The organism is Streptomyces sp. NPDC013455, assembly GCF_040632975.1.
Taxonomy (GTDB): Bacteria; Actinomycetota; Actinomycetes; order Streptomycetales; family Streptomycetaceae; genus Streptomyces.
In genome coordinates, this window is the sequence record NZ_JBEYCX010000012.1 from 64034 (window position 1) to 83766 (window position 19733).

Here is a 19733-nt window from a genome sequence, read left to right on the forward strand (position 1 = left end):
CGTGTTCAGCGGAGGCGGGTTACTGGAAAGGATGCCGGTGATGGTGAAGTCGTTCTACGAACTGGGCGAGGTACCGCCCTTGGGCACCGTGCCCGAGCAGATGTACGCCTCGGTGATCCGCCCGGAGCGGTACGGACCGCCGAGCAGCGCCTTCGAGATCGAACGGCTGCCCGTGCCCGAGGTGGGCCGCGGTCAGGTCCTGGTGCTGATGATGGCCGCCGGGATCAACTACAACAACGTCTGGTCGGCGCTCGGTTACCCGCTCGACGTCATCGCCGCCCGTGCGAAGGCCGGCGACCAGAGCGGGTTCCACATCGGCGGGTCCGAGGGCGCCGGTGTGGTGTGGGCGGTCGGCGAGGGGGTCCGCGACGTCAAGGTCGGCTCCGAGGTCGTGCTGTCCGGGCTCCAGTGGGACGAGACGGCCGCCGACATCAGGCTGGGCGCCGACCCGGTCCTGTCCTCGACGCAGGCCGTGTGGGGCTACGAGAACAACTACGGCTCCTTCGCGCAGTTCACCGTCGTCGACGAGTACCAGTGCCACCCCAAGCCGGCGAGCCTCACGTGGGAGGAGGCGGCCTGCTTCATGCTGACCGGCGTCACGGCCTACCGGCAGCTGCGCGGCTGGCCCCCGCACGTCGTCCAGCCCGGCGACCCGGTGCTCATCTGGGGCGGCGCGGGCGGGCTCGGCTCCATGGCCATCCAGATCGTCCGGATGTACGGCGGTGTCCCGATCGCGGTCATCTCCGACGAGTCCCGCGCCGAGCACTGCATGCGGCTGGGCGCCGAGGGCGTCATCAACCGCAAGGAGTTCGACCACTGGGGCAGGCTGCCCGACACCACGGACGACGAGGCGATGGCGCGGTGGACGCACGGCGCGCGCGCCTTCGGCCGCCGTATCTGGGACATCCTCGGCGAGCGCCGGTCGCCGCGCATCGTGCTGGAGCACGTGGGCCAGGACACCATCCCCACCTCCATGTACGTGTGCGACTCGGGCGGCATGGTGGTGATCTGCGGCGGCACCAGCGGCTACAACGCCGACACGGACCTGCGGCACTTCTGGATGCGCCAGAAGCGGCTCCAGGGCTCGCACTACGCCAACTCGCGCGAGTGCCGTGAGGTGACCGAACTGGTCGGATCGGGCCGGCTGGACCCCTGCCTGTCGTGGTGCGGCGACCTGACCGAGGTGGGCAAGGCGCACCAGCTCATGCACGACAACGCCCACCCGCCGGGCAACATGGCCGTGCTCGTCAACGCGCCGCGGACCGGACTGCGCGACCTGGAGTCCACGCTCGCCGCGCTCACCCCGGCCTGAGCGGCTCCCCGGGGGCGGGAGGGGGACCGGTCGGTCGTGACGGGCCGCGCCTCCCCCGCCCCGGGCGCTTTCCCGACCGGTTCCACCCGTACGGTGTGACATCCCTCACGCATCGAGCCCCTACTAGGCGGGGACGGTAGTAGGCGGCACCCCGCCGACAAAAGGGATTTGTCCGGCTTGACGGTGCGCCGGGCGGCCCTTCACCCGCGGGCGCCCTCCCCACTCGGCACCGGCCCGCATTTGCCGCGCGCGCCGCTCACCTGACGGCCCGGCAGCCCTCAGCAAACATCGCGGACGCGAAGTCGGCAGCAAAGCGGCCGTCTGACAAGAGGCGTCCGGGACTACTAGGCGAGCTAGTGGCGAAGCCCTTTGCGCTCCCTGTGAGGCCCTCCCGAGAATGAGCGCCCGGCGATCACCGAATGGGGTTCACGCATGGGCAAGCACCGCAAGACGCAGCACTACCGGCGGATAGCCGTCGCCGTCGGCGCCATCGGCGTCGTGGGCGTACCGTCCGTCGCCCTGGCCTGCTCCGACTGGCCGTACGGCACGGAAGAGCAGTCGTATGTCACCGCGACGAGCACGCCCACGGCCCGGTGGCACCACGTCCACCGGCATCACCACCGCAACGACGGCGCCTTCCGCGGCACGACGGCCACGCCGTCGGCGACCGCGCACCCGCGCGCCACGCAGCCGGCCGCGCCGAGCAAGCCCGCGCCGAAGCCCACGACCCACGCGCCCGCGCCCAGCACCCCCGCGTCCACCCCCACCGCGCCCCCGGCACCCGCCGCCTCCACGGCCGCCGCCGCGCCGAGCACCCCGCCGCCCACCGCCACGGCGTCCACGGTCACCGCTCGGGTCGTCCAGCTCGTCAACGCCGAACGCGCCAAGGCCGGCTGCCGGCCGCTCACCCTGAACTCCACGCTCACCAAGGCCGCGCAGGCGCACAGCGCGGACATGGCGGCTCACCGGAACATGTCCCACACCGGTTCCGACGGCTCCGGACCGGGCGACCGCATCACCGCCGCCGGCTACACCTGGAGCAGCTACGGCGAGAACGTCGCCTACGGCTACAGCACCCCGGAGGCGGTCATGGCGGGCTGGATGTCCAGCCCCGGCCACCGGGCCAACATCCTCAACTGCGGGTTCGAGGAGATCGGCGTCGGTCTCGCGCAGCCCGGCAGCTACTGGACCCAGGACTTCGGCACCGCCCGGTGAGCTGAGCCGGGCCGGACGCCGGCCAGCGGGTTCGGCAGGGGCAGGTAGCGGGCGTCCGCGCCGTCCGCGCCGGTCCAGCGCAGCAGCAGGTTGGTCTTGCCGGGCAGAGTGGGCGCGGTGAGCAGCGCCGGGATCTCCGGCAGGGCGTGCCGGGCGAGTTCGCGGCGGACGGCGGGCCACGGGTCGAAGCCCGGGTGGTGGTCGGCCAGGGCGCCGGCGATCTCGGTCAGGTGGTTGACGACCAGGCAGTACACCAGCCGCTCCCAGCCGGCCTCCCGGGAGACGTCCGGGAGCAGCTTGGCGCCCTCCGCATCCCGGAACAGCGCCTGCACGGGCGTACCGGACGCGTCCACGCCGACGAGGGTGTTCTGGAGGTGGGCCTCCAGGACGACGCCGTGGTCGTCGAACGCGGTCAGCGCGGGCGGCACGACCTGCCGCAGGTACGCCTGCCACCAGCCCGCCGGATCGGCCGTGGCGGCCAGCGGGCTGCCGTCGAAACCCTCGGCGAGGCCGGCCGCGAGCAGCGGGGTGGCGCCCGGCAGCAGGTGGCCGCGCAGGCCGTCCCGGACGAGCACGGCGAGCTCCTCGAAGGCGAACGCCGCCGTGCGGTAGCCCCGGTCGCTCAGCCAGGCCGCGGGCGGGCCCATCGCCGCGAACGCGTGCCCGGCGGCGGTGTCGGTACGGCGCAGCCGGCGCAGGTCGTGTCGCCACAGCCGGCGGACGTCGTTGGTGATGCGGACGTCCAGGCTGAACTTGACGAACAGATCGCGCCGGGGTTCGTACACCGTGCGGACCGCCGCCGTGGGCCAGGTGTCGAAGGCGGTCGTGCCGAGCCGCAGCAGCCGGCCGTCGGCGAAGGCGGGGGCGAGGTCGCGGGCGGTCAGGCCGAGCTGCCAGGGGTGGGCGGGCAGCAGCCGGTAGCCGGGCGGGGCCGTGCCGAGGGCGTCCAGGGCGCGGGTGTCGCCCTCCTCGGCCACCTGGTCCTCCCGGACACCGAGCAGCACCAGCGGGAAGCGGGCGTGCGCCTCGGGGGCGTACGGCAGCCAGGACGCGACCGGGCCGCCGCCGCGCGCCTTGGGGGCCGGGTGGTAGGGGTGGCCGGTGAGCAGCGACTGCTCGGACCGCAGGTACGGGTCCTCGGGCGCCGCCGCCCGGGCGCGGGCGGCGAGCAGCGCGGCGACCGCGTCCCGGCTGTCGATCATCTCGGCGGGCAGGTCGCCGCCGGACAGCCCGGTGTGCCGGCGCAGTTCCTCGGCGACCAGTTTGACCAGTTCCGGGTGGCCGATGCGGTGCCAGGAGCCGGCCGTGAACACCTCGGGGTCCGTCGGGCGCCGCCCGGACCGCACCCGCAGCAGCCGGCCGCCCGGCAGCCGGTGGACGCGGTGGTCGCCGGCCTCCGGGAGCGGCTCGGCCACCTCCCGCAGCAGGCAGTTGAGCAGGGGGGCCGCCGCGTACGCGTCGGCGCGGCGGCCGGCCTCGCCGTTGGGTGGTGTGTGGTCCACGCGTTCCATTCGTCCGTCGTTCATGCGGTCCGCCGCCCGTTGCGCGCACCCGGTGCGCCGGCCGGCGGCCGATCGTGATCAGTATGGCTGTCGTGCCCGACAATCGTGCCGTGCGCCGTGTACCCGAGGAGCCGATCGTGCACCGTCCCCCCGCCGCCGAGGCCCGGATCGCCGAGGAACTGGCCACCGTCCGCCCCGGCCTGCTGTCCCGGTACGCGACGGAGCTGCCCGGTGCCCGCGCCGCCGTGCTGACCCGGCTGTGGCGGGCGCTGGCCCACGAGCCGCTGCCGTTCGTCACGGACCGGGCGCGCGGGGCGGACGGTCTCGCGCTGCGCCTGGCCGACGGCCGGACGCTGCACGGGCCGCACGCGGATCCGTACGCCACGCACGCGTACGTCACCGCGGTCCGCCTGGACCGGGAGCGGTACGACGATCCGGCGCGTCTGATCGGTGCCCTCGGCGTGCCGCACGCGGACGCCTTCGCCGCGGAGCTGGCGGACAGCGTGGCCTCGCTGGCGCTCTCGCGGGCCGGAGCGGATCACCCGAAGGAGTGGCCGGCGGGGGGCTCGCCGGCCGGCGGTCGGGGGGAGGCCGGCGGCCGGGAGGAGTCCGGCGGTCGGGGGGAGGACTGGGAGTGGGAGCAGCGGGTGGTCGACGGGCACCCGTTCCACCCCAACTGCCGTTCCCGGCCCGGTTTCTCGGTGGCGGACCAGCTGGCGTACGGCCCCGAGCACGGGCCGGTGGTGGAGCTGGGCACGGTGGCGATGCCGGCGGACCGGTGCCTGGTCGCCGGGGACTGGCCGGCGGAACTGCGGGACGGCGACCGGCTGTTGGTGCCGGTGCACCCCTGGCAGGCCGTCCATGTGCTGCGCCGTCCGTACGACGTCTGGCGTGCGGCCCGGCCGCTGATGTCCCTGCGCACGCTGGCACTGCCCGGCGGCCCGCACGTGAAGACCGCGCTCAGCGCCCGGCTGACGTCGTCGGTGCGGACCATCTCGCCGTACTCGGTGCGGTCCGCGGCGGCGCTGTCCTCGCTCGCCGAGGAGCTGGTGGCGCGCTCGGACGGCCTGCTGCACGTCACCCGCACACTGGGCGCGGTCACGGCCCACTCCCCCGACGTGGCCGCGCTGCTGCGGGAGTCGCCCGAGGTGTACGCGGGACCGGATGAGCGGGTGCTGCCGGTGGCCGCGCTCGCCACCACCCCCCTGCCCCAATCCCCCGGCTGGCTGGCCGCGTTCACCCGGCTGGCGCTCACGGTGGGCCTGCGCGTGCTCGACCTCGGTGTGGCACTGGAGGCCCACGGCCAGAACCTGCTGGTCGTCCTCGCGGCCGACGGTACTCCCCGGCGCCTGGTCTACCGCGACCTCGCCGACATCCGGATCAGCCCGGCCCGCCTGGCCCGTCACGGCATCGCGCCACCGGCCCTCACCGGCCGCCTGGTCACCGACGACGTGGCCACCCTGCGCCGCAAGCTCTTCGGCTCCCTGGTGGCCGGAGCGCTCGCCGGCACGGCGGGCTCGGCCCCGGCACTGGCCGCGGCCCTGTCCACCGCCGTCGTGGACCTGCACGACTCCCATGACCTCACGTCCCTTCGCCGTGAACCGCTGCCGGCCAAGGCCCTGACCCTCATGAGACTGTCCCCGGCCACACCCGGCGACCAGTGGGCCTTCCTGCCGAATCCGTTCGTTTTGGAGCGCGGCGCGTCTGATCAATAAGATCCGGCGATGATCACAAGACAACGGCTGGCGGCGGGAGTCTGCGCCCTGCTCGCCGCCCTGACGGCCGGGATCGCGTGTCCCGCCGCAGCGGTCGCCGACGAGACGGAGCAGGCCGCTCCCAAGGTCGAACTCGTGCTGGACGTCAGCGGGTCCATGCGCGCCCGCGACATAGACGGCGGCAGCCGGATGGCGGCGGCGAAGCAGGCGTTCAACGAGGTGCTCGACGCGACCCCGGAGGAGGTCCGGCTCGGCATCCGCACGCTCGGTGCCAACTACCGCGGCAACGACCGCAAGGAGGGCTGCAAGGACACCGCGCAGCTCTACCCGGTGGGACCGCTGGACCGGACCGAGGCGAAGGCGGCCGTGGCCACGCTGGCACCGACCGGCTGGACGCCGATCGGGCCCGCGCTGCTGAAGGCGGCGGACGACCTGGACGGCGGTTCCGGCACCCGCCGCATCGTGCTGATCAGTGACGGCGAGGACACCTGTCAGCCGCTCGACCCGTGCGAGGTGGCCCGCGAGATAGCCGCCAAGGGCATCGGGCTGACCATCGACACCCTCGGACTGGTGCCGGACGCCAAGACCCGCGACCAGCTCAGCTGCATCGCGGACGCGACCGGCGGCACCTACACCGACGTGCGGCACAAGGAGGAACTGAGCGACCGGGTCGGCGAGTTGGTGGACCGGGCCGCCGATCCGGTGGTCACGCCGGTGGCCACCGAGGGCGCCGACCGGTGCGAGAAGGCACCGGCTGTGAAGTCCGGCCTGTACACCGACCGCGTCGAGTTCGGCCGGCAGCGCTGGTACAAGGTCGACGTCGAGCCCGGCCAGGAGCTGCGCGCCGCGGTGAGCGTGGCGGACGACCGGGCCGTCGACCCGGACTACGGCGTGCTGCTGCGGGCGGTGACGGTGCACGGCCGGGAGATCGTGCGCGGCGAGGCCGCCGGCACCGGCCGTACGGACGTCGTCTCCACGGGTCTGCGCTATCCGAAGCCGGACGGCGACGACGACACGGCGACCGCCGAGACGGTGTGCCTCCAGGTCACCAGCTCCTTCTCGGCCGCGGCGGGGGTCAAGACCACGCCCGGTCTGCCGCTGGAGCTGACCGTCGACGTCGTGGACGGGCCGTCGGGCCACCACGACGTGGCCGCCTTCGGCCTCGGCCGTGGCTGGTGGCTGCTGGGCGCTCTGGTACTGATCGGCTTCCTGGCCGGTCTGCTGTGGGGCTGGCTGTCGCGCTGGCGGGTCGCGGTCTGGAGGACGAACTGATGCGTATCACCCGTGTGTTCGGCGCCGCCCTGCTGGCGCTGGGGCTGGCCGCCGGGCCGGCCGCCGCCGATTCCTCGCCCTCCCCGAGCGCCTCCGGGGACGACCGGGCGCCCACCCGGGCGGGCACGTCCTTCCGTACGGCCACGGAGATCGAGCAGGGACAGCGGGCCACCGCCTCCGGCTCCACCGGCGACTACCTGTACTGGTCGTTCCCGGCGGACACCGGGCAGCGGCCCACCGTCGAGGCGACGGTGAAGCTTCCCGCCACGCACGGCGCGCAGACCTGGCAGATCGACGTGTACGACGGGCTGCGGCGCCGGCAGTCCTGCCAGTACGGGGCGGCGACCCGTACCGTCGCGCAGGGCACCTCCTCCGTCGAGCTGGCCTGTGTGCTGCGCACCGTGCGCGGCTGGGCGGAGCCGTGGGCCAACGACCCGCTGCCGGGCACCTACTACATCCGGCTGACCGTGGTGGAGCTCGGCGCCGCCGACCTCGGGCAGCCGGTGGGCGCCGAGGTGCGCGTCGGCTCCAAGGACATCGGTGGCGCGGCGGCGGTGGACGGCTCGCTGGGCAGGCCGCTCGTCCCCGGCATCGCCGTCACGTCCGCGCAGGACGAGGAGGACGGCAAGGCGGCCGTGCTGTCCAGCTTCGGCTCGGACGACGGCTGGTCCTCCGGCTGGTGGTCCGACCGCTGGGTGTGGACCGGGATCGGCGCCGTCCTCGCGGCGCTCGCCGGGATCGGCGGGTACGCGCTGACGCGGGGATCCGGGCGACCGGTGTAACGCGAAGGCCCGCCTTCCCGGCGGGCCTTCTTCCTTTCTCGCCCACCCGTCCGGAGGGCCCACCCGCCCGGACGGTCCACCCATCGGGCCCACCCATCGGGTCCACCCATCGGGCCGAGCCACCCGCGGACCGCCGCGGCCGACGAGAGCGGCCGGACGGCCGGCTTCCAGGGCGAAGCAGCCGGCTTCCGGGGCGACGCGGCCGGGGCTTCCGGGGCGACGCGGCCGGCTTCCGGGGCGACGCGGCCAGGGCTTCAGGACCGATACGGCCGGCTTCCGGGGCGACGCGACGGCCCTCTCACGCCTCCCGCAGTGCCTTGGCCACCGCGCCGTCCCCGGTCACCGTCACCCGCCCGTCCCGCACCGCCTCCGGCAGGTCCGATGCGCCCCGGGCGAGGGCCTCGCACGTCGCCGCGTCCATCACCAGGTGGGCGTCGGCCACGCCGGGCGCGGGCCCGTCGCCGTACACCGGCCCGCCGTCGGCGCCGACGTTCACGTGGAACTCACCCTCCTCCAGGCGGACTTCGACGACGCCCTCGCCCTCCAGTGCGCGCAGCAGCGGCAGCGCGAACCAGTGGGCGCGCACCGCGTCGGTGGGCCTCCGCTCCCCCAGCTCGGCCTCGCCCCACTTCCCCAGAGCCTGCAGCACCGGCAGCAACTCGCGCCCACGCGCGCTGAGTTCGTAGACGTATGCCGCTCCAGGCGGGGGAAGCCGCCGCCGCGTCGCCAGCCCGTCGCGCTCCATGTCCTTCAGCCGGGAGGCGAGTACGTCCGTGCTCACACCGGGAAGGTCCGCGTGCAGGTCCGTGTAGCGGCGGGGGCCGGCGAGCAGCTCCCGGACGATCAGCAGGGTCCAGCGGTCGCCGACGAGGTCGAGGGCGCGGGCTGCGGAGCAGTACTGGTCGTAGCTTCGGCGAGGTGGCATGCGACGCAGTCTAGACGCGTTGTTGGACTTTCCAAGCTCTCACTTGGTAAAACCAAGTAACACGAGTTCCCGGAGGGGCGCATGGAGTTCCGGCAGTCCAACAAGCTCAGCGAGGTGTGCTACGAGATCCGCGGCCCGGTGATCGAGCACGCCAACGCGCTGGAGGAAGCGGGGCACAGTGTGCTGCGCCTGAACACCGGCAACCCCGCGGCCTTCGGCTTCGAGGCGCCGGAGGAGATCCTCCAGGACATGATCCGGATGCTGCCGCGGGCGCACGGCTACACGGATTCCCGCGGCGTGCTCTCGGCCCGCCGCGCGGTCGCCCAGCGGTACCAGACCCTGGGCCTGGAAGTCGACGTCGACGACGTCTACCTGGGCAACGGCGTCTCCGAGCTGGTCTCCATGGCGGTCCAGGCACTGGTCGAGGACGGCGACGAGATCCTCATCCCCGCCCCGGACTTCCCCCTCTGGACGGCCGTCACCACCCTGGCCGGCGGCAAGGCCGTCCACTACCTGTGCGACGAACAGGCCGACTGGAGCCCGGACCTGGCCGACATGGCGTCGAAGATCACGGACCGCACCAAGGCCGTGGTCATCATCAACCCCAACAACCCGACCGGCGCGGTGTACCCGAAGGAGGTCGTGGAGGGCATCCTCGATCTCGCCCGCCGGCACGGCCTGATGGTCTTCGCCGACGAGATCTACGACCAGATCCTGTACGACGACGCCGTGCACCACTCGGCCGCGGCCCTCGCCCCCGACCTGGTCGTCCTCACCTTCTGCGGGCTGTCCAAGACCTACCGGGTGGCGGGCTTCCGTTCCGGCTGGCTGGTGGTCACCGGGCCGAAGCAGCACGCCAAGGACTACCTGGAGGGCCTGACCATGCTGGCCTCCATGCGGCTGTGCGCCAACGCGCCCGCGCAGTTCGCCATCCAGGCCGCGCTCGGCGGACGCCAGTCCATCCGCGACCTGACCGTGCCCGGCGGCCGGCTGTACGAGCAGCGGAACGTGGCCTGGGAGAAGCTGAACGAGATCCCGGGCGTGTCCTGCGTCAAGCCCAAGGGCGCGCTGTACGCGTTCCCGCGCATCGATCCCAAGGTGCACCGCATCCACGACGACGAGAAGTTCGTCCTGGACCTGCTGCTGCGCGAGAAGATCCAGGTGGTCCAGGGCACCGGCTTCAACTGGCCGCACCCCGACCACTTCCGCATCCTGACCCTGCCGCACGCGGACGACCTGGAGGCGGCGATCGGCCGGATCGGGCGGTTCCTCAGCGGGTACCGGCAGTAGGCCCGTGGCGCCCGTGCGGCCCGTTTCGTTCGTTCGTGCGAAGATCACCCGGCAACGACCCCGGGGGCCCGCACGAGGCGGGGCGGGCACACAGCCGCCGGTGCGCGTCCGACCAGCGCCGCGCCGTCGCCCCCGGCCGGTCTCCAGCCGATGACCAGGGGGAGTTCCCGTGTTCTCGTACGGACAACGCCGTGCGACCGTCGCCGTGCTGTGCGCGGCGCTGCTCACACTGGCGGCGCCGGCCGCCCACGCCGGGGCGCCGGGACCGCCGGCACCACCTGCGACACCCGCGGCACCCGCACCACTTGCGCCACCCGCACCCACCGCACCCACCGCACCCACCGCACCGAGCGTGTCCGCCGGGCAGGAAGCGCGGCGGGCCGCGCGGTTCTGGACCGCGGAGCGCATGGCCGGGGCCCGGCCGCTGGACGCGGAGCGGCGGCAGCCGTCGGGGCCCGGCTCGCCGGCCGCGGCGGCGGCCCGGCCGAAGGGCACCCTCTTCAAGGGCACCCGGCTGGTGGGGACGTTCTTCGGCTCCGACGGACCGGGCGGCACCACCTGGCACTGCACCGGCAGCGTGATCGACACCCCGGCCCGGAACATCGTCCTCACCGCGGCGCACTGCGCGCTGAACATGAAGGGCGACTACGTCTTCGTCCCGAAATTCGCCAAAGGCGCGGGGCCGGACCGGCAGCCGTACGGCATCTTCCACGTCCAGCGTGTCTTCATCGACCCGCGGTACGCACCCGACCGGGGCTCGACGACCACGAAGAAGCCGTCGTCCGACCTGGACACGGCCTTCGTCCGGGTCTCGGCCAACCAGCGCGGCAAGTCCCTCCAGGACGCGGTGGGCGGCGGACTGACCTTCACCCGGCCCTCCGGCTACACCCACCGGAAGGTCACGGTCGTCGGCTACCCCTCCCACCGGCACAACAGCGCCGGACGCGCCGTCAAGTGCACGGTCCCCACGAAGCAGCTGCGCGGCTACCGGCAGCTGTCGATGACCTGCGGCGGCTACTACGGCGGGGTGTCCGGCAGCCCGTGGATCACCGACTACGAGGACGACGCCCGCACCGGGCACGTCATCGCCAACCTCGGCGGCTACAACGGCGGCGGCAACGACGCCAACGTCGACTACATCAGCTACGGCACGGCCTTCGGCGCCGACGCCGCGAACCTCCTCGCGAACGCCGTCGCCGACCGGACCCCGCCCACCGACGCGCCCCCGTACCGGGGCCTGAAGGGCACCCTGCCGGGCGGCGCGGCCCGCTGGCGCGAGGCCGCGCTGATGGCCTCCGGGGACTACACCGGCGACCGGCGCGGCGACCTGCTCGTGGTCCGGTCCGACGGCGCCGTCACCCTGTACCCCGGGGACGGCAAGGGCGGCTTCGGTGCCGGGAAAACGCTGCGCAAGGCCAACTCCACCTGGACGCACGCACGGACGGTGACCGGCGGCGCCTTCACCGGAGGCGACCGGTCCGGCCTGCTGGTGCGCTGGTCCGACGGCGAGGTCACGCTCTACCCGCGGCCCGGCGCCTCCGGGCTGGGCCGGGAGATCCGGATGGCACCGGCCGGCTCCACGTGGAAGAACGCCGTCCAGTTCACCTCCGGGGCGTTCCGGGACGGCCAGGGCACCGGTCTGCTCGTCCGCTGGGCCGGCGGGGCGCTCACCCTGTACACCGGGGTGGGGGCCGACGGCTTCGGCACCGGCACGGCGCTCATGGCCGCGAACCCCACCTGGACCAGGACGGCCCTGCTGGCCGGCGGCGACTTCGGCGGTACGGCCACCGGTGACCTGCTCGTGCGCTGGGCGGACGGCGCGCTCGACACCTACCCGGACACCTCGGCGGCGGGGCTCGGCACCCGGTCGCGGCTGCGGGGCCCGAACGGCCCGTGGCGGCACGCGCAGGTGCTGACGGCGGGCGCCTTCCACCACGGCGGTGCCGCCGACGACCTCGTCGTGCGCTGGTCGGACGGGGAGACCACCTTGTACGCCGACACCGGCGCCAAGGCCCTCGGCACCGAGTACACGCTGGTCCACCCCGGCACCTGACCGCCGGCGGATGCCGCCGCCGGGCGGACGCCCCCGCCCCCGCGGCCGGGCGGGGAGCGGCCGTCTGGCGCAGTCCCCCCTGCGGGCGGCGGCGGCCCTGTGGCACCGTGCCGTCATGGGTGACCTCTTCCTCGTCCGGCACGGTGAGACCGAGTGGTCGCGGTCCGGGCGGCACACCGGCTCGACCGACGTCCCGCTCACCGAGCACGGGCGGGAGGAGGCACGCCGGCTGGTCCCGCTGATCCGCTCGCACCGCATCGGGGCGGCCTTCGTCAGCCCCCTCCGGCGGGCGCGGGAGACCGCGCGGCTCATCGGGATGCCGGACGCGCGGGTCGACGCCGACCTGCGCGAGTGGGACTACGGCGGGTACGAGGGCGTGACCACGCCGGAGATCCAGCGCGGCCGGCCCGGCTGGTTCCTCTTCACGGACGGCGTCGAGCCCGGTCCGCCGGACCACCCGGGCGAGAGCGCGGAGCAGGTCGGCGAGCGCGCCGACCGGATGCTGGCCAAGGCGGACGCCGCGCTCGCCGGCACCGACGGCGCCGTCGTGCTGATCGCCCACGGCCACTTCCTCCGGGTCCTCACCGCCCGCCGCCTGGGCCTGGCGCCCCGGCACGGGGCGCTCTTCCAGCTCGCGACGGGAACACTGTGCCGCCTCGGCACGGAACACGGACGGCCGGTGGTGGCGGGCTGGAACATCCGGCCACGCGGCTGACGGGGCCGCCACCGGATGCCGGCGGGCCGTGTGCGGCACTGGGCCGCCCGCGGAAGAGGCGGAGCGCCGGCCCGCCCGGGGCCCGCGCCGGAGGCGGCAGGTGTTGTCACACCCGGGCCGTACGCTGCGAAGCAGCCGCCCGACCGGCGGTCCCGTGTGAAGTCCGCGCCGGAGGGAGCGTCCCGTGACCCGACCGCCGACCGCCGCGCAGCGGCGGATGATCGAGGCCGCCGACCCGGTCACCGGCCGGCTGCGCGGTACGCAGGCCCAGCTCGCGGCGCTGGTGAAGCGGGGGCTGGCCTTCCGGCACCCGCGGCCGCCGCACGACCACTTCCTCACCCCGGCGGGCCACCGGATACGTGAGGCGGTGCCCGAAGAGCCCGGGGAACCGGAGCCGGACACCGGGGTGTTCGCGGCCCGTGTCGGCGGTGAGGAGGATCCGCCCGCGTCCGGTCCCGGCCGGCGGCGGGAGGTGCACAGCGCCTGGCAGGGGCTGCTGGAGCTGCGCCGGATGACGCATCCGGACGGTGCGGTGGACCGGCCGTGCGGGTGGGAGCGCGCGCACCTGGTGCGGGCCGCGGCACTGGCACTCGAGGCGGCCGGGCACCCTCCGGCGGGCGGCGGCGCCGACGGGTACCGGGTCCGGGCGACCCCGCAGCCGGAGGCGGTCGCGGTGTACGCGCCGGACGCGGAGACGCTGGCGGCCTGCGCGGCCACGCTGGAGCGTGCGGGCTGGCAGGCGGGCGAGTACACCGAGCCGCGGTCGGGAGCGCGTTATCTGCTCGCCTCGCCACGCCGGGTGTGAGCCGCGTGTCAGGATCGGTCGACCGGAGAACACGACGCGAGAAGGGCAAGCAGTGGCCGAACCGTTTTCCGTCCGCGTGACCGTGCGCGGCTACGAGACCGACGTACAGGGACACCTCAACCAGGCGGTGTACCTCAACTACGCGGAGCACGCCCGCTGGTCGCTGCTCCAGGCGGCCGGGATCAGCCAGTCCCGGATCATCGGCCAGGGCGTGGGGCCGGTGGCGCTGGAGACGAACATCCGCTACCTGCGGGAGCTGCTCGCCGGTGACGAGGCCGAAGTGACCTGCGTGTTCGAATGGGGCGACGGCAAGGTCTTCCGCATCCGCCAGGAGATACGCAAGACGGACGGCACCGTCGCGGCCGAGGTCACCGCGGTGGGCGGCATGCTGAAGCTGAAGGAGCGCAAGCTGGTCGCCGACCCCCGGGAGGTGTTCAAGGAGCTGGCGACGGACCCGGCCCTGCTGGGCCTCTGAAGGGTGCCGCGAGCGCTCTGGCCGGGCGGGCGGAGCCGCGGAACGGCCGGCCCGGTGGTTCACCCCGCCCGCCGGGGCGCGGTCGGGACGCGCGGCCGCGGCCGCGACGTGACAGGGCCGGGGGTCACGGATTCCCACCCGTGGCCCCCGGCCTGCTTAAGTGCCGGACGTCGGTCTCAGTGGACAGCGGCGATCTCCTCCCCCGCCTCCATCGGATGGGTGACGTCATGGGCCTCGCGGCCCTTGCCGAGGTGGTTGAAGAGGAGGTTGAGCACCACGGCCGTGAGACAGCCCGTGGAGATGCCCGAGTCCAGCACGATCTTCGCGGTCTCGGGGAACGCGTGGTAGAACTCGGGCGCGGTGATCGGAATGATGCCGACGGCGAGGGACACGGCGACGATCAGCACGTTGTTGTCCTTGTCCAGGCCGGCCCGGACCAGGGTCTGGATGCCGCTCGCGGCGACCGAGCCGAACAGCACGACGCCGGCGCCGCCGAGCACCGGGCGGGGCACCACCGCGATGAGCGAGGCCGCCATGGGACACAGGCCCATCAGCACGAGGAAGGCTCCGCCGGTGGCGACGACGTACCGGCTGCGGATGCGTGTCATCGCGACGAGGCCGATGTTCTGGGCGAAGGCGCTGCACATGAAGCCGTTGAACAGCGGGCTGAGCGCCGAGCCGAGGGTGTCGGCGCGCAGACCGGCCGCGATGGTCTTCTCGTCCGCGGGGCGTTCGACGATCTCGCCGAGCGCGAGCATGTCGGCGGTCGACTCGGTCATCGAGACGACCATCACGACACACAGCGAGAGGATCGCGGCGAGCTGGAACTGCGGCGCGCCGAAGTGGAACGGGGTGGGGAAGCCGACCACGTCGGCGTCGGCGACGGGACCGAAGTCCGTCACGCCGAACGGTATCGCGACGAGGGTGCCGGCGATCAGGCCGAGCAGCACGGCGATCTGCTTGACGAAGCCGCGGGTGAAGCGGCGCAGCAGCAGGACGATCAGCAGGGTGACGCCCGCGAGGGTGAGGTAGGTCGTGGAGCCGTAGTCGTCCGCTCGGGGATCGGGGCCCTGCGCCCAGCCGAAGGCGACCGGGAGGAGGGAGACGCCGATCAGGGTGATGACCGAGCCGGTGACGACCGGCGGGAAGAAGCGGATCGCCTTGCTGAAGAAGGGAGCGGCGAGGAAACCGAGGAGTCCGGCGACGATGACCGCGCCGAAGATGATCGGCAGGGCGTCGGACTTGTCCTCGGTCGAGGCGACGATGGCGGTCATGGGGGCGACACCGGCGAAGGTGACGCCGTTGACGAAGGGCAGGCGGGCGCCGATCTTCCAGATGCCGAGCGTCTGGAGGAAGGTGGCGAGACCCGCGGTGAACAGGCAGGCGCCGGTCAGGAAGGTCAGGTCGGTGGCGGACAGCCCAATGGCTGCGCCGACGATGAGCGGTGGGGCGACGACCCCGGCGTACATGGCGGCCACGTGCTGCAGGCCGCTGGTCGCCATTTTCAGGGCGGGGAGTTTCTCGTCTACGGGATGGGCGGCCACGGCGGCTCCTCCGGTCGGGTAACACGTCGCGGTCGACGTGGGTTTCTTGGAGGTGGTGCGGGTCGTGCGGGACCGTGACGGGGGGATGGAAACGAGCGGCGGGTGAGCGGTGGGGGGTGACCGTCACCGGGGCGCGCGCATGGGCACGCGCCCCGGAGACGGCTTGCCGTGGATCCCGCTCGGATCCACGGGTCCCGGCCGGGAGCCGTCCCTCCCGGCCGGAGTCTGTGCGGCCCGGGTCAGGCCTGGGCGGCGATCCGGGCCAGGCGCTGCGCCTCGGCCCGGGTGGAGGCGGCGATGGCGTCCTCGTCGACGGCGACCAGGCGGCCGTTGTCGACGATCTGCCGGCCGTTGACGAAGGACGCGGTGACCGGGGCCGCCGCGCCGAAGACCAGCGCGGTGACCGGGTCGGCGATGGAGGCGTGGGCGAGCGTGTCCATCTTCCACAGCACCACGTCGGCGAGCTTGCCCGGCTCCAGGGAGCCGATCTGCTCGGCGCGGCCGAGGACCCGGGCGCCGCCGTGGGTGCCGAGGCGCAGCGCCTGGCGGGCGTTCAGCGCGGCCTCGCGGTGGGCGCCGAGACGGTTGATCAGCAGGGCGTTGCGCAGCTCGGTGTGGAGTTCGCCGGACTCGTTGGAGGCGGTGCCGTCGACCCCGAGGCCGACCGGGACGCCCGCCTTCAGCATGTCGGGGACGCGGGCGATGCCGGCCGCGAGCCGGGCGTTGGACGACGGGCAGTGGGCGACGCCGGTCCGCGTGCGGCCGAACGCGGCGATGTCGGAGTCGTTCATGTGGACGCAGTGCGCCATCCACACGTCCTCGCCGAGCCAGCCGGTGGACTCGAAGTAGTCCGTCGGGCCCATGCCGAACAGCTCGTGGCAGAACTTCTCCTCCTCCACCGTCTCCGAACCGTGGGTGTGCATCCGCACCCCGAGCCGGCGGGCCAGCTCGGCGCCCTGGCGCAGGAGTTCGGTGGAGACGGAGAACGGCGAGCACGGGGCGACCGCCACCTGGGTCATGGCGTCGAAGGAGGCGTCGTGGTGCTTCTTGACGGTCTCCTCGGTGGCGGCGAGCGCGCCCTCCAGCGTCTCCACGGCGAAATCCGGCGGCAGGCCGCCGTCCTTCTCGCTGCGGTCCATCGAGCCGCGGGCCAGCGTGAAGCGGACGCCCATCTCGGCGGCGGCCCGGATGATCGAACCGGACAGGTCGCCGGAGCCGTGCGGGAAGACGTAGTGGTGGTCCATGGCGGTGGTGACGCCACCGCGGGCCATCATGGCGAGGGATCCCTGGGCGGCGGCGTACGTCATCTGCTCGTCGATGCGCGCCCAGGTGGGGTAGAGCGCGACCAGCCAGTTGAACAGGTTGTGGTCGGTGGCCAGGCCCCGCGTGATCCACTGGTAGAAGTGGTGGTGGGTGTTGACCAGACCGGGCGTGGCCAGGTGGCCGCTCGCGTCGATCCGGCGCACCACGTTCTCCAGGCCCTCGGGGGCCTTGCCCGCGCCCACCGATTCGATGCGGTTGCCGGCGAGGACGAGGTGTCCGGAGGCGTACTCGGTGTCGCCCGCGTCCACGGTCGCGATCGCACAGTTCTCGATGACGATGCGCTGGGCTGCCGATGGTGCCATCGTGCTTCCTTGTCTTTCAGTGGCGGACCCGTGGACAGGGGGAGGGGGAAGCGTCCACGGGGAGGGCACGGCAGGACCCTAGGAGGATTTGAGTGCCGGGGCCGGTTGCCGGCTCCGGGTGCCGAGGTGGTGGAAGAACAGATTGAGCAGGACCGCGACGAGCGCGCCCGCGCTGATGCCGGAGCCGAGCACGGTCTGCGCCCAGGCCGGGAAGTCCGCGTAGAACGTCGGTGCGGCGAGCGGGATGATGCCGGCGCCCAGGGCCACCGCCACCAGGATGATGTTGGAGCTGTCGTCCAGTCCCGCCTCCGACAGCGTACGGATGCCGCTGACGGCGATCGAGCCGAAGAGCACGATGCCCGCGCCGCCGAGGACCGGCATGGGGACCAGGGAGACGACCGCGCCGAGCACCGGGAAGGCGCCGAGGACCAGCAGGGCCGCGCCGGCGACGGCGACGACGTACCGGCTGCGTACCCGGGTGAGCGAGACGACGCCGACGTTCTGGGCGAAGGCGGAGGTGGGGAAGCCGCCGAAGACCGGTCCGAGCAGGGTGGCGATGCCGTCGGTGCGCAGTCCGCGGGTGATGGTCCTCGCGTCGGCGCGGCGGTCGCAGATCTCGCCCAGGGCGAGCATGCCGGCCGAGGACTCGGTCATCAGCACCAGCATCACGATGCACAGCGACAGGATGGCCGCGGGCTGGAACTCGGGGGTGCCGAAGGCGAAGGGGGTGGGCAGCGCGGCCACGGGGGCGGACCGCAGGCCGCTGAAGTCGGCCATGCCGAAGGGGATCGCGGCCAGGGTGCCGACGAGCAGTCCGAACAGCAGGGCGATCTGTTTGACGAAGCCGCGTCCGAAGCGCTGGATCAGCAGGATGACGGCGAGGGTGAAGCCGGCGAGCGCCAGGTGCCGCATGGCCCCGAAGTCGGCGGCGGTCTTGTCGCCGCCCTGTGCCCAGCCCACCGGGACGGGCATCAGGGTGACGCCGATCAGGGTGATGACGACGCCGGTGACCAGGGGCGGGAAGAAGCGGAGCAGCCGGCCGAAGAACGGGCCGAGGGCCAGGCAGAAGGCGCCGGCGACCATCACCGCGCCGTAGATCGCGGGGAGTTGGTGGCCCGCGCCGTTGGTCTCGGCGATCGCGAGGATCGGCGCGATGCCGGCGGAGGAGGCCGCGTTGACGAAGGGCAGCCGGTTGCCGACGAGGCCCTTGACGCCGATGGTCTGGAGGACGGTGGCGACGCCCGCGATGAGCAGGCTCGCGGCGATGAGCCGGGTGCGGGCCGCGATGTCGAGTCCGCAGGCCTGGCCGATGATGAGCGGAGGAGTGACAACGCCCGCGTACATCGCGGCGATGTGCTGGAGCGCGGCGGGGACGAGCCGCGGGAAGCGGAGCTTCTCGTCCACCGGGTGCACGGACGTGACGGCGTCCTCGGTGTGCACCGGTGGGGTGGAACACGGGGCTGTGGCGGGCCCCTTCGCAGGCTGTGCCATTTCGTTCCCTCCGGTGTCGCGGGCCCCCGGCCCGGGTGGCCGGGCCGGGGGCGCGCGTCCCGCGTCAGAGGTTGGTCATGTCGACCGGGATACGGGCCTCACAGCCGTCCCGCAGGATGGTGGCCTCGATGAGGCCGTAGGGGCGGTCGGCGGCGAAGTAGACCTCGTTGTCGTTCTTCAGTCCGAACGGCTCCAGGTCCACCAGGAAGTGGTGCTTGTTCGGCAGCGAGAAGCGGACCTCGTCTATCTCGCTGCGGTTGTTGATGATGCGCGCGCCCATCTGGTACAGCGTCTGCTGCAGCGAGAGGGAGTACGTCTCGGCGAAGGCCTGGAGCATGTGCTTCCTGGTCTGCTCGTAGGACTTCTCCCAGTTGGGCGCCTTCTGCTCGTCGTCGGTCCAGTTGAACCGCCAGCGGGCGGAGACCTGGGTGGCCAGGATCCGGTCGTACGCCTCCTGGAGGGTGGTGTACTTGTCCTTGACGTAGCCCCAGAACTCGGAGTTGGTCGAGTTCATCACGACCAGGTCCTTCAGGCCGGAGACGACCTCCCAGCGCTCACCGTCGTAGGTGATCTGGGTGAGGCGGGTCTCCTGGCCCTTGCGGACGAAGGAGTGCTTGACCTCGTCCGCGCCGATGAACCTGGAGTTGGCGTCGGAGGTCGCGATCCGCTCCCAGGCGTACTCCTCGATGCGGATGCGCGCCCGGTGGATCGGCTCCTGGCTGGTGACGAAGTGCCGGGCGAGGTGGATGCCGAACTGCTCGGCGGACTCGATTCCGTGCTCCTTGGCGAACGCGAAAACCGTGTTCTTGGTGGTGTCGGTCGGCAGGACGTTGGCGTTGGAGCCGGAGTAGTGGACCTCGTCCATGTCGCCGCTGAGCGCCACGGATACGTTGAGGTCCTTGATGTGGTGGGTGGCGCCGTCCCGCGTGATCTTTACGACTCGGTTCTCGGCCTTGCCGTACTGGTTCTGTCCCAGGATGACCGGGCGGGCAGGGCGGGAATTGACAGTCAT

Annotated in this window: 16 protein-coding genes; 10 read left to right on the forward strand and 6 right to left on the reverse strand. The window is 73.2% G+C overall.

Translation table 11 applies throughout. The annotated features are described in order from the left end of the window. The first annotated feature begins 40 nt into the window (after positions 1-40). Together ccrA and ABZ576_RS20405 are read left to right on the forward strand one after the other, a co-directional pair. Positions 41-1312 (forward strand): crotonyl-CoA carboxylase/reductase, encoded by a 1272-nt coding sequence (gene ccrA / locus ABZ576_RS20400; RefSeq protein WP_360742273.1) that lies wholly within the window; start codon positions 41-43, stop codon positions 1310-1312. Positions 1313-1744: 432 nt separating this feature from the next. Further along, the gene (locus ABZ576_RS20405; protein ID WP_360742276.1) at positions 1745-2527 is read left to right on the forward strand and encodes a CAP domain-containing protein; all 783 of its coding nucleotides are present in this window, start codon (positions 1745-1747) and stop codon (positions 2525-2527) included. Here the strand turns inward: ABZ576_RS20405 and ABZ576_RS20410 are convergent. Beyond that, a complete protein-coding gene (locus ABZ576_RS20410) occupies positions 2494-4038 on the reverse strand; it encodes an IucA/IucC family protein (RefSeq protein ID WP_360742694.1) in 1545 nt (514 codons plus the stop codon). The genes ABZ576_RS20405 and ABZ576_RS20410 overlap by 34 nt on opposite strands. A gap of 128 nt (positions 4039-4166) precedes the next feature. On the opposite strand from ABZ576_RS20410, the gene ABZ576_RS20415 reads away from it, so the two are divergent. Genes ABZ576_RS20415 through ABZ576_RS20425 form a run of 3 tightly spaced genes read left to right on the forward strand, consistent with a single transcriptional unit; the run spans position 4167 to position 7798 of the window. Next, positions 4167-5744: an IucA/IucC family siderophore biosynthesis protein gene (locus tag ABZ576_RS20415; RefSeq protein ID WP_360742697.1), complete on the forward strand. Its 1578-nt coding sequence runs from the start codon at positions 4167-4169 to the stop codon at positions 5742-5744. A 9-nt stretch (positions 5745-5753) separates the two neighbouring features. Further along, positions 5754-7016: a VWA domain-containing protein gene (locus ABZ576_RS20420; RefSeq protein WP_360742279.1), complete on the forward strand. Its 1263-nt coding sequence runs from the start codon at positions 5754-5756 to the stop codon at positions 7014-7016. Further along, positions 7016-7798, forward strand: a complete 783-nt coding sequence (locus ABZ576_RS20425; protein WP_360742282.1) for a hypothetical protein — start codon at positions 7016-7018, stop codon at positions 7796-7798. The genes ABZ576_RS20420 and ABZ576_RS20425 overlap by 1 nt, the downstream gene beginning before the upstream one ends. Positions 7799-8096: 298 nt before the next feature. On the opposite strand, the gene ABZ576_RS20430 is transcribed toward ABZ576_RS20425, so the two are convergent. Next, a complete protein-coding gene (locus ABZ576_RS20430) occupies positions 8097-8723 on the reverse strand; it encodes a winged helix-turn-helix transcriptional regulator (protein ID WP_360742285.1) in 627 nt (208 codons plus the stop codon). A gap of 81 nt (positions 8724-8804) precedes the next feature. Between ABZ576_RS20430 and ABZ576_RS20435 the strand changes: the two genes are divergently transcribed. The 5 genes from ABZ576_RS20435 (at position 8805) to ABZ576_RS20455 (ending at position 14061) form a co-directional block, all read left to right on the forward strand. Further along, positions 8805-10013 carry a pyridoxal phosphate-dependent aminotransferase gene (locus ABZ576_RS20435; RefSeq protein ID WP_360742288.1) on the forward strand — a complete coding sequence of 403 codons (1209 nt, stop codon included), beginning with the start codon at positions 8805-8807 and terminating at the stop codon, positions 10011-10013. 352 nt (positions 10014-10365) lie between these two features. Further along, positions 10366-12066 carry a trypsin-like serine protease gene (locus ABZ576_RS20440; RefSeq protein WP_360742291.1) on the forward strand — a complete coding sequence of 567 codons (1701 nt, stop codon included), beginning with the start codon at positions 10366-10368 and terminating at the stop codon, positions 12064-12066. Between the two features lie 115 nt (positions 12067-12181). Further along, positions 12182-12781 (forward strand): histidine phosphatase family protein, encoded by a 600-nt coding sequence (locus ABZ576_RS20445; RefSeq protein ID WP_360742294.1) that lies wholly within the window; start codon positions 12182-12184, stop codon positions 12779-12781. A 184-nt stretch (positions 12782-12965) separates the two neighbouring features. Then, a complete protein-coding gene (locus tag ABZ576_RS20450; protein WP_360742297.1) occupies positions 12966-13586 on the forward strand; it encodes a hypothetical protein in 621 nt (206 codons plus the stop codon). A 52-nt stretch (positions 13587-13638) separates the two neighbouring features. Next, the gene (locus ABZ576_RS20455; protein ID WP_360742300.1) at positions 13639-14061 is read left to right on the forward strand and encodes a thioesterase family protein; all 423 of its coding nucleotides are present in this window, start codon (positions 13639-13641) and stop codon (positions 14059-14061) included. A 176-nt stretch (positions 14062-14237) separates the two neighbouring features. Here ABZ576_RS20455 and ABZ576_RS20460 read toward each other — a convergent pair whose 3' ends face one another. The 4 genes from ABZ576_RS20460 to pucL all read right to left on the reverse strand — a co-directional run bounded on the left by ABZ576_RS20460 (position 14238) and on the right by pucL (position 19733). Continuing rightward, entirely contained in the window at positions 14238-15605 is a 1368-nt protein-coding gene (locus ABZ576_RS20460; protein WP_360742303.1) for a nucleobase:cation symporter-2 family protein, read from the reverse strand. Between the two features lie 239 nt (positions 15606-15844). Next, positions 15845-17230, reverse strand: coding sequence for an 8-oxoguanine deaminase (locus ABZ576_RS20465; protein WP_360742306.1), 1386 nt, complete (start codon positions 17228-17230; stop codon positions 15845-15847). Between the two features lie 78 nt (positions 17231-17308). Beyond that, positions 17309-18721 carry a nucleobase:cation symporter-2 family protein gene (locus ABZ576_RS20470; RefSeq protein ID WP_360742309.1) on the reverse strand — a complete coding sequence of 471 codons (1413 nt, stop codon included), beginning with the start codon at positions 18719-18721 and terminating at the stop codon, positions 17309-17311. A 64-nt stretch (positions 18722-18785) separates the two neighbouring features. Then, a complete protein-coding gene (gene pucL / locus ABZ576_RS20475) occupies positions 18786-19733 on the reverse strand; it encodes a factor-independent urate hydroxylase (protein WP_360742312.1) in 948 nt (315 codons plus the stop codon).

What these genes read in the sequence shown, in the direction of transcription:
- ccrA (WP_360742273.1), top strand. Translation starts at nt 41, where the DNA reads ATGGTGAAGTCGTTCTACGAACTGGGCGAGGTACCGCCCTTGGGCACC.
- ABZ576_RS20405 (WP_360742276.1), top strand. Translation starts at nt 1,745, where the DNA reads ATGGGCAAGCACCGCAAGACGCAGCACTACCGGCGGATAGCCGTCGCC.
- ABZ576_RS20410 (WP_360742694.1), bottom strand. Translation starts at nt 4,038, where the DNA reads ATGGAACGCGTGGACCACACACCACCCAACGGCGAGGCCGGCCGCCGC.
- ABZ576_RS20420 (WP_360742279.1), top strand. Translation starts at nt 5,754, where the DNA reads ATGATCACAAGACAACGGCTGGCGGCGGGAGTCTGCGCCCTGCTCGCC.
- ABZ576_RS20425 (WP_360742282.1), top strand. Translation starts at nt 7,016, where the DNA reads ATGCGTATCACCCGTGTGTTCGGCGCCGCCCTGCTGGCGCTGGGGCTG.
- ABZ576_RS20430 (WP_360742285.1), bottom strand. Translation starts at nt 8,723, where the DNA reads ATGCCACCTCGCCGAAGCTACGACCAGTACTGCTCCGCAGCCCGCGCC.
- ABZ576_RS20435 (WP_360742288.1), top strand. Translation starts at nt 8,805, where the DNA reads ATGGAGTTCCGGCAGTCCAACAAGCTCAGCGAGGTGTGCTACGAGATC.
- ABZ576_RS20445 (WP_360742294.1), top strand. Translation starts at nt 12,182, where the DNA reads ATGGGTGACCTCTTCCTCGTCCGGCACGGTGAGACCGAGTGGTCGCGG.
- ABZ576_RS20465 (WP_360742306.1), bottom strand. Translation starts at nt 17,230, where the DNA reads ATGGCACCATCGGCAGCCCAGCGCATCGTCATCGAGAACTGTGCGATC.
- ABZ576_RS20470 (WP_360742309.1), bottom strand. Translation starts at nt 18,721, where the DNA reads ATGGCACAGCCTGCGAAGGGGCCCGCCACAGCCCCGTGTTCCACCCCA.
- pucL (WP_360742312.1), bottom strand. Translation starts at nt 19,733, where the DNA reads ATGACTGTCAATTCCCGCCCTGCCCGCCCGGTCATCCTGGGACAGAAC.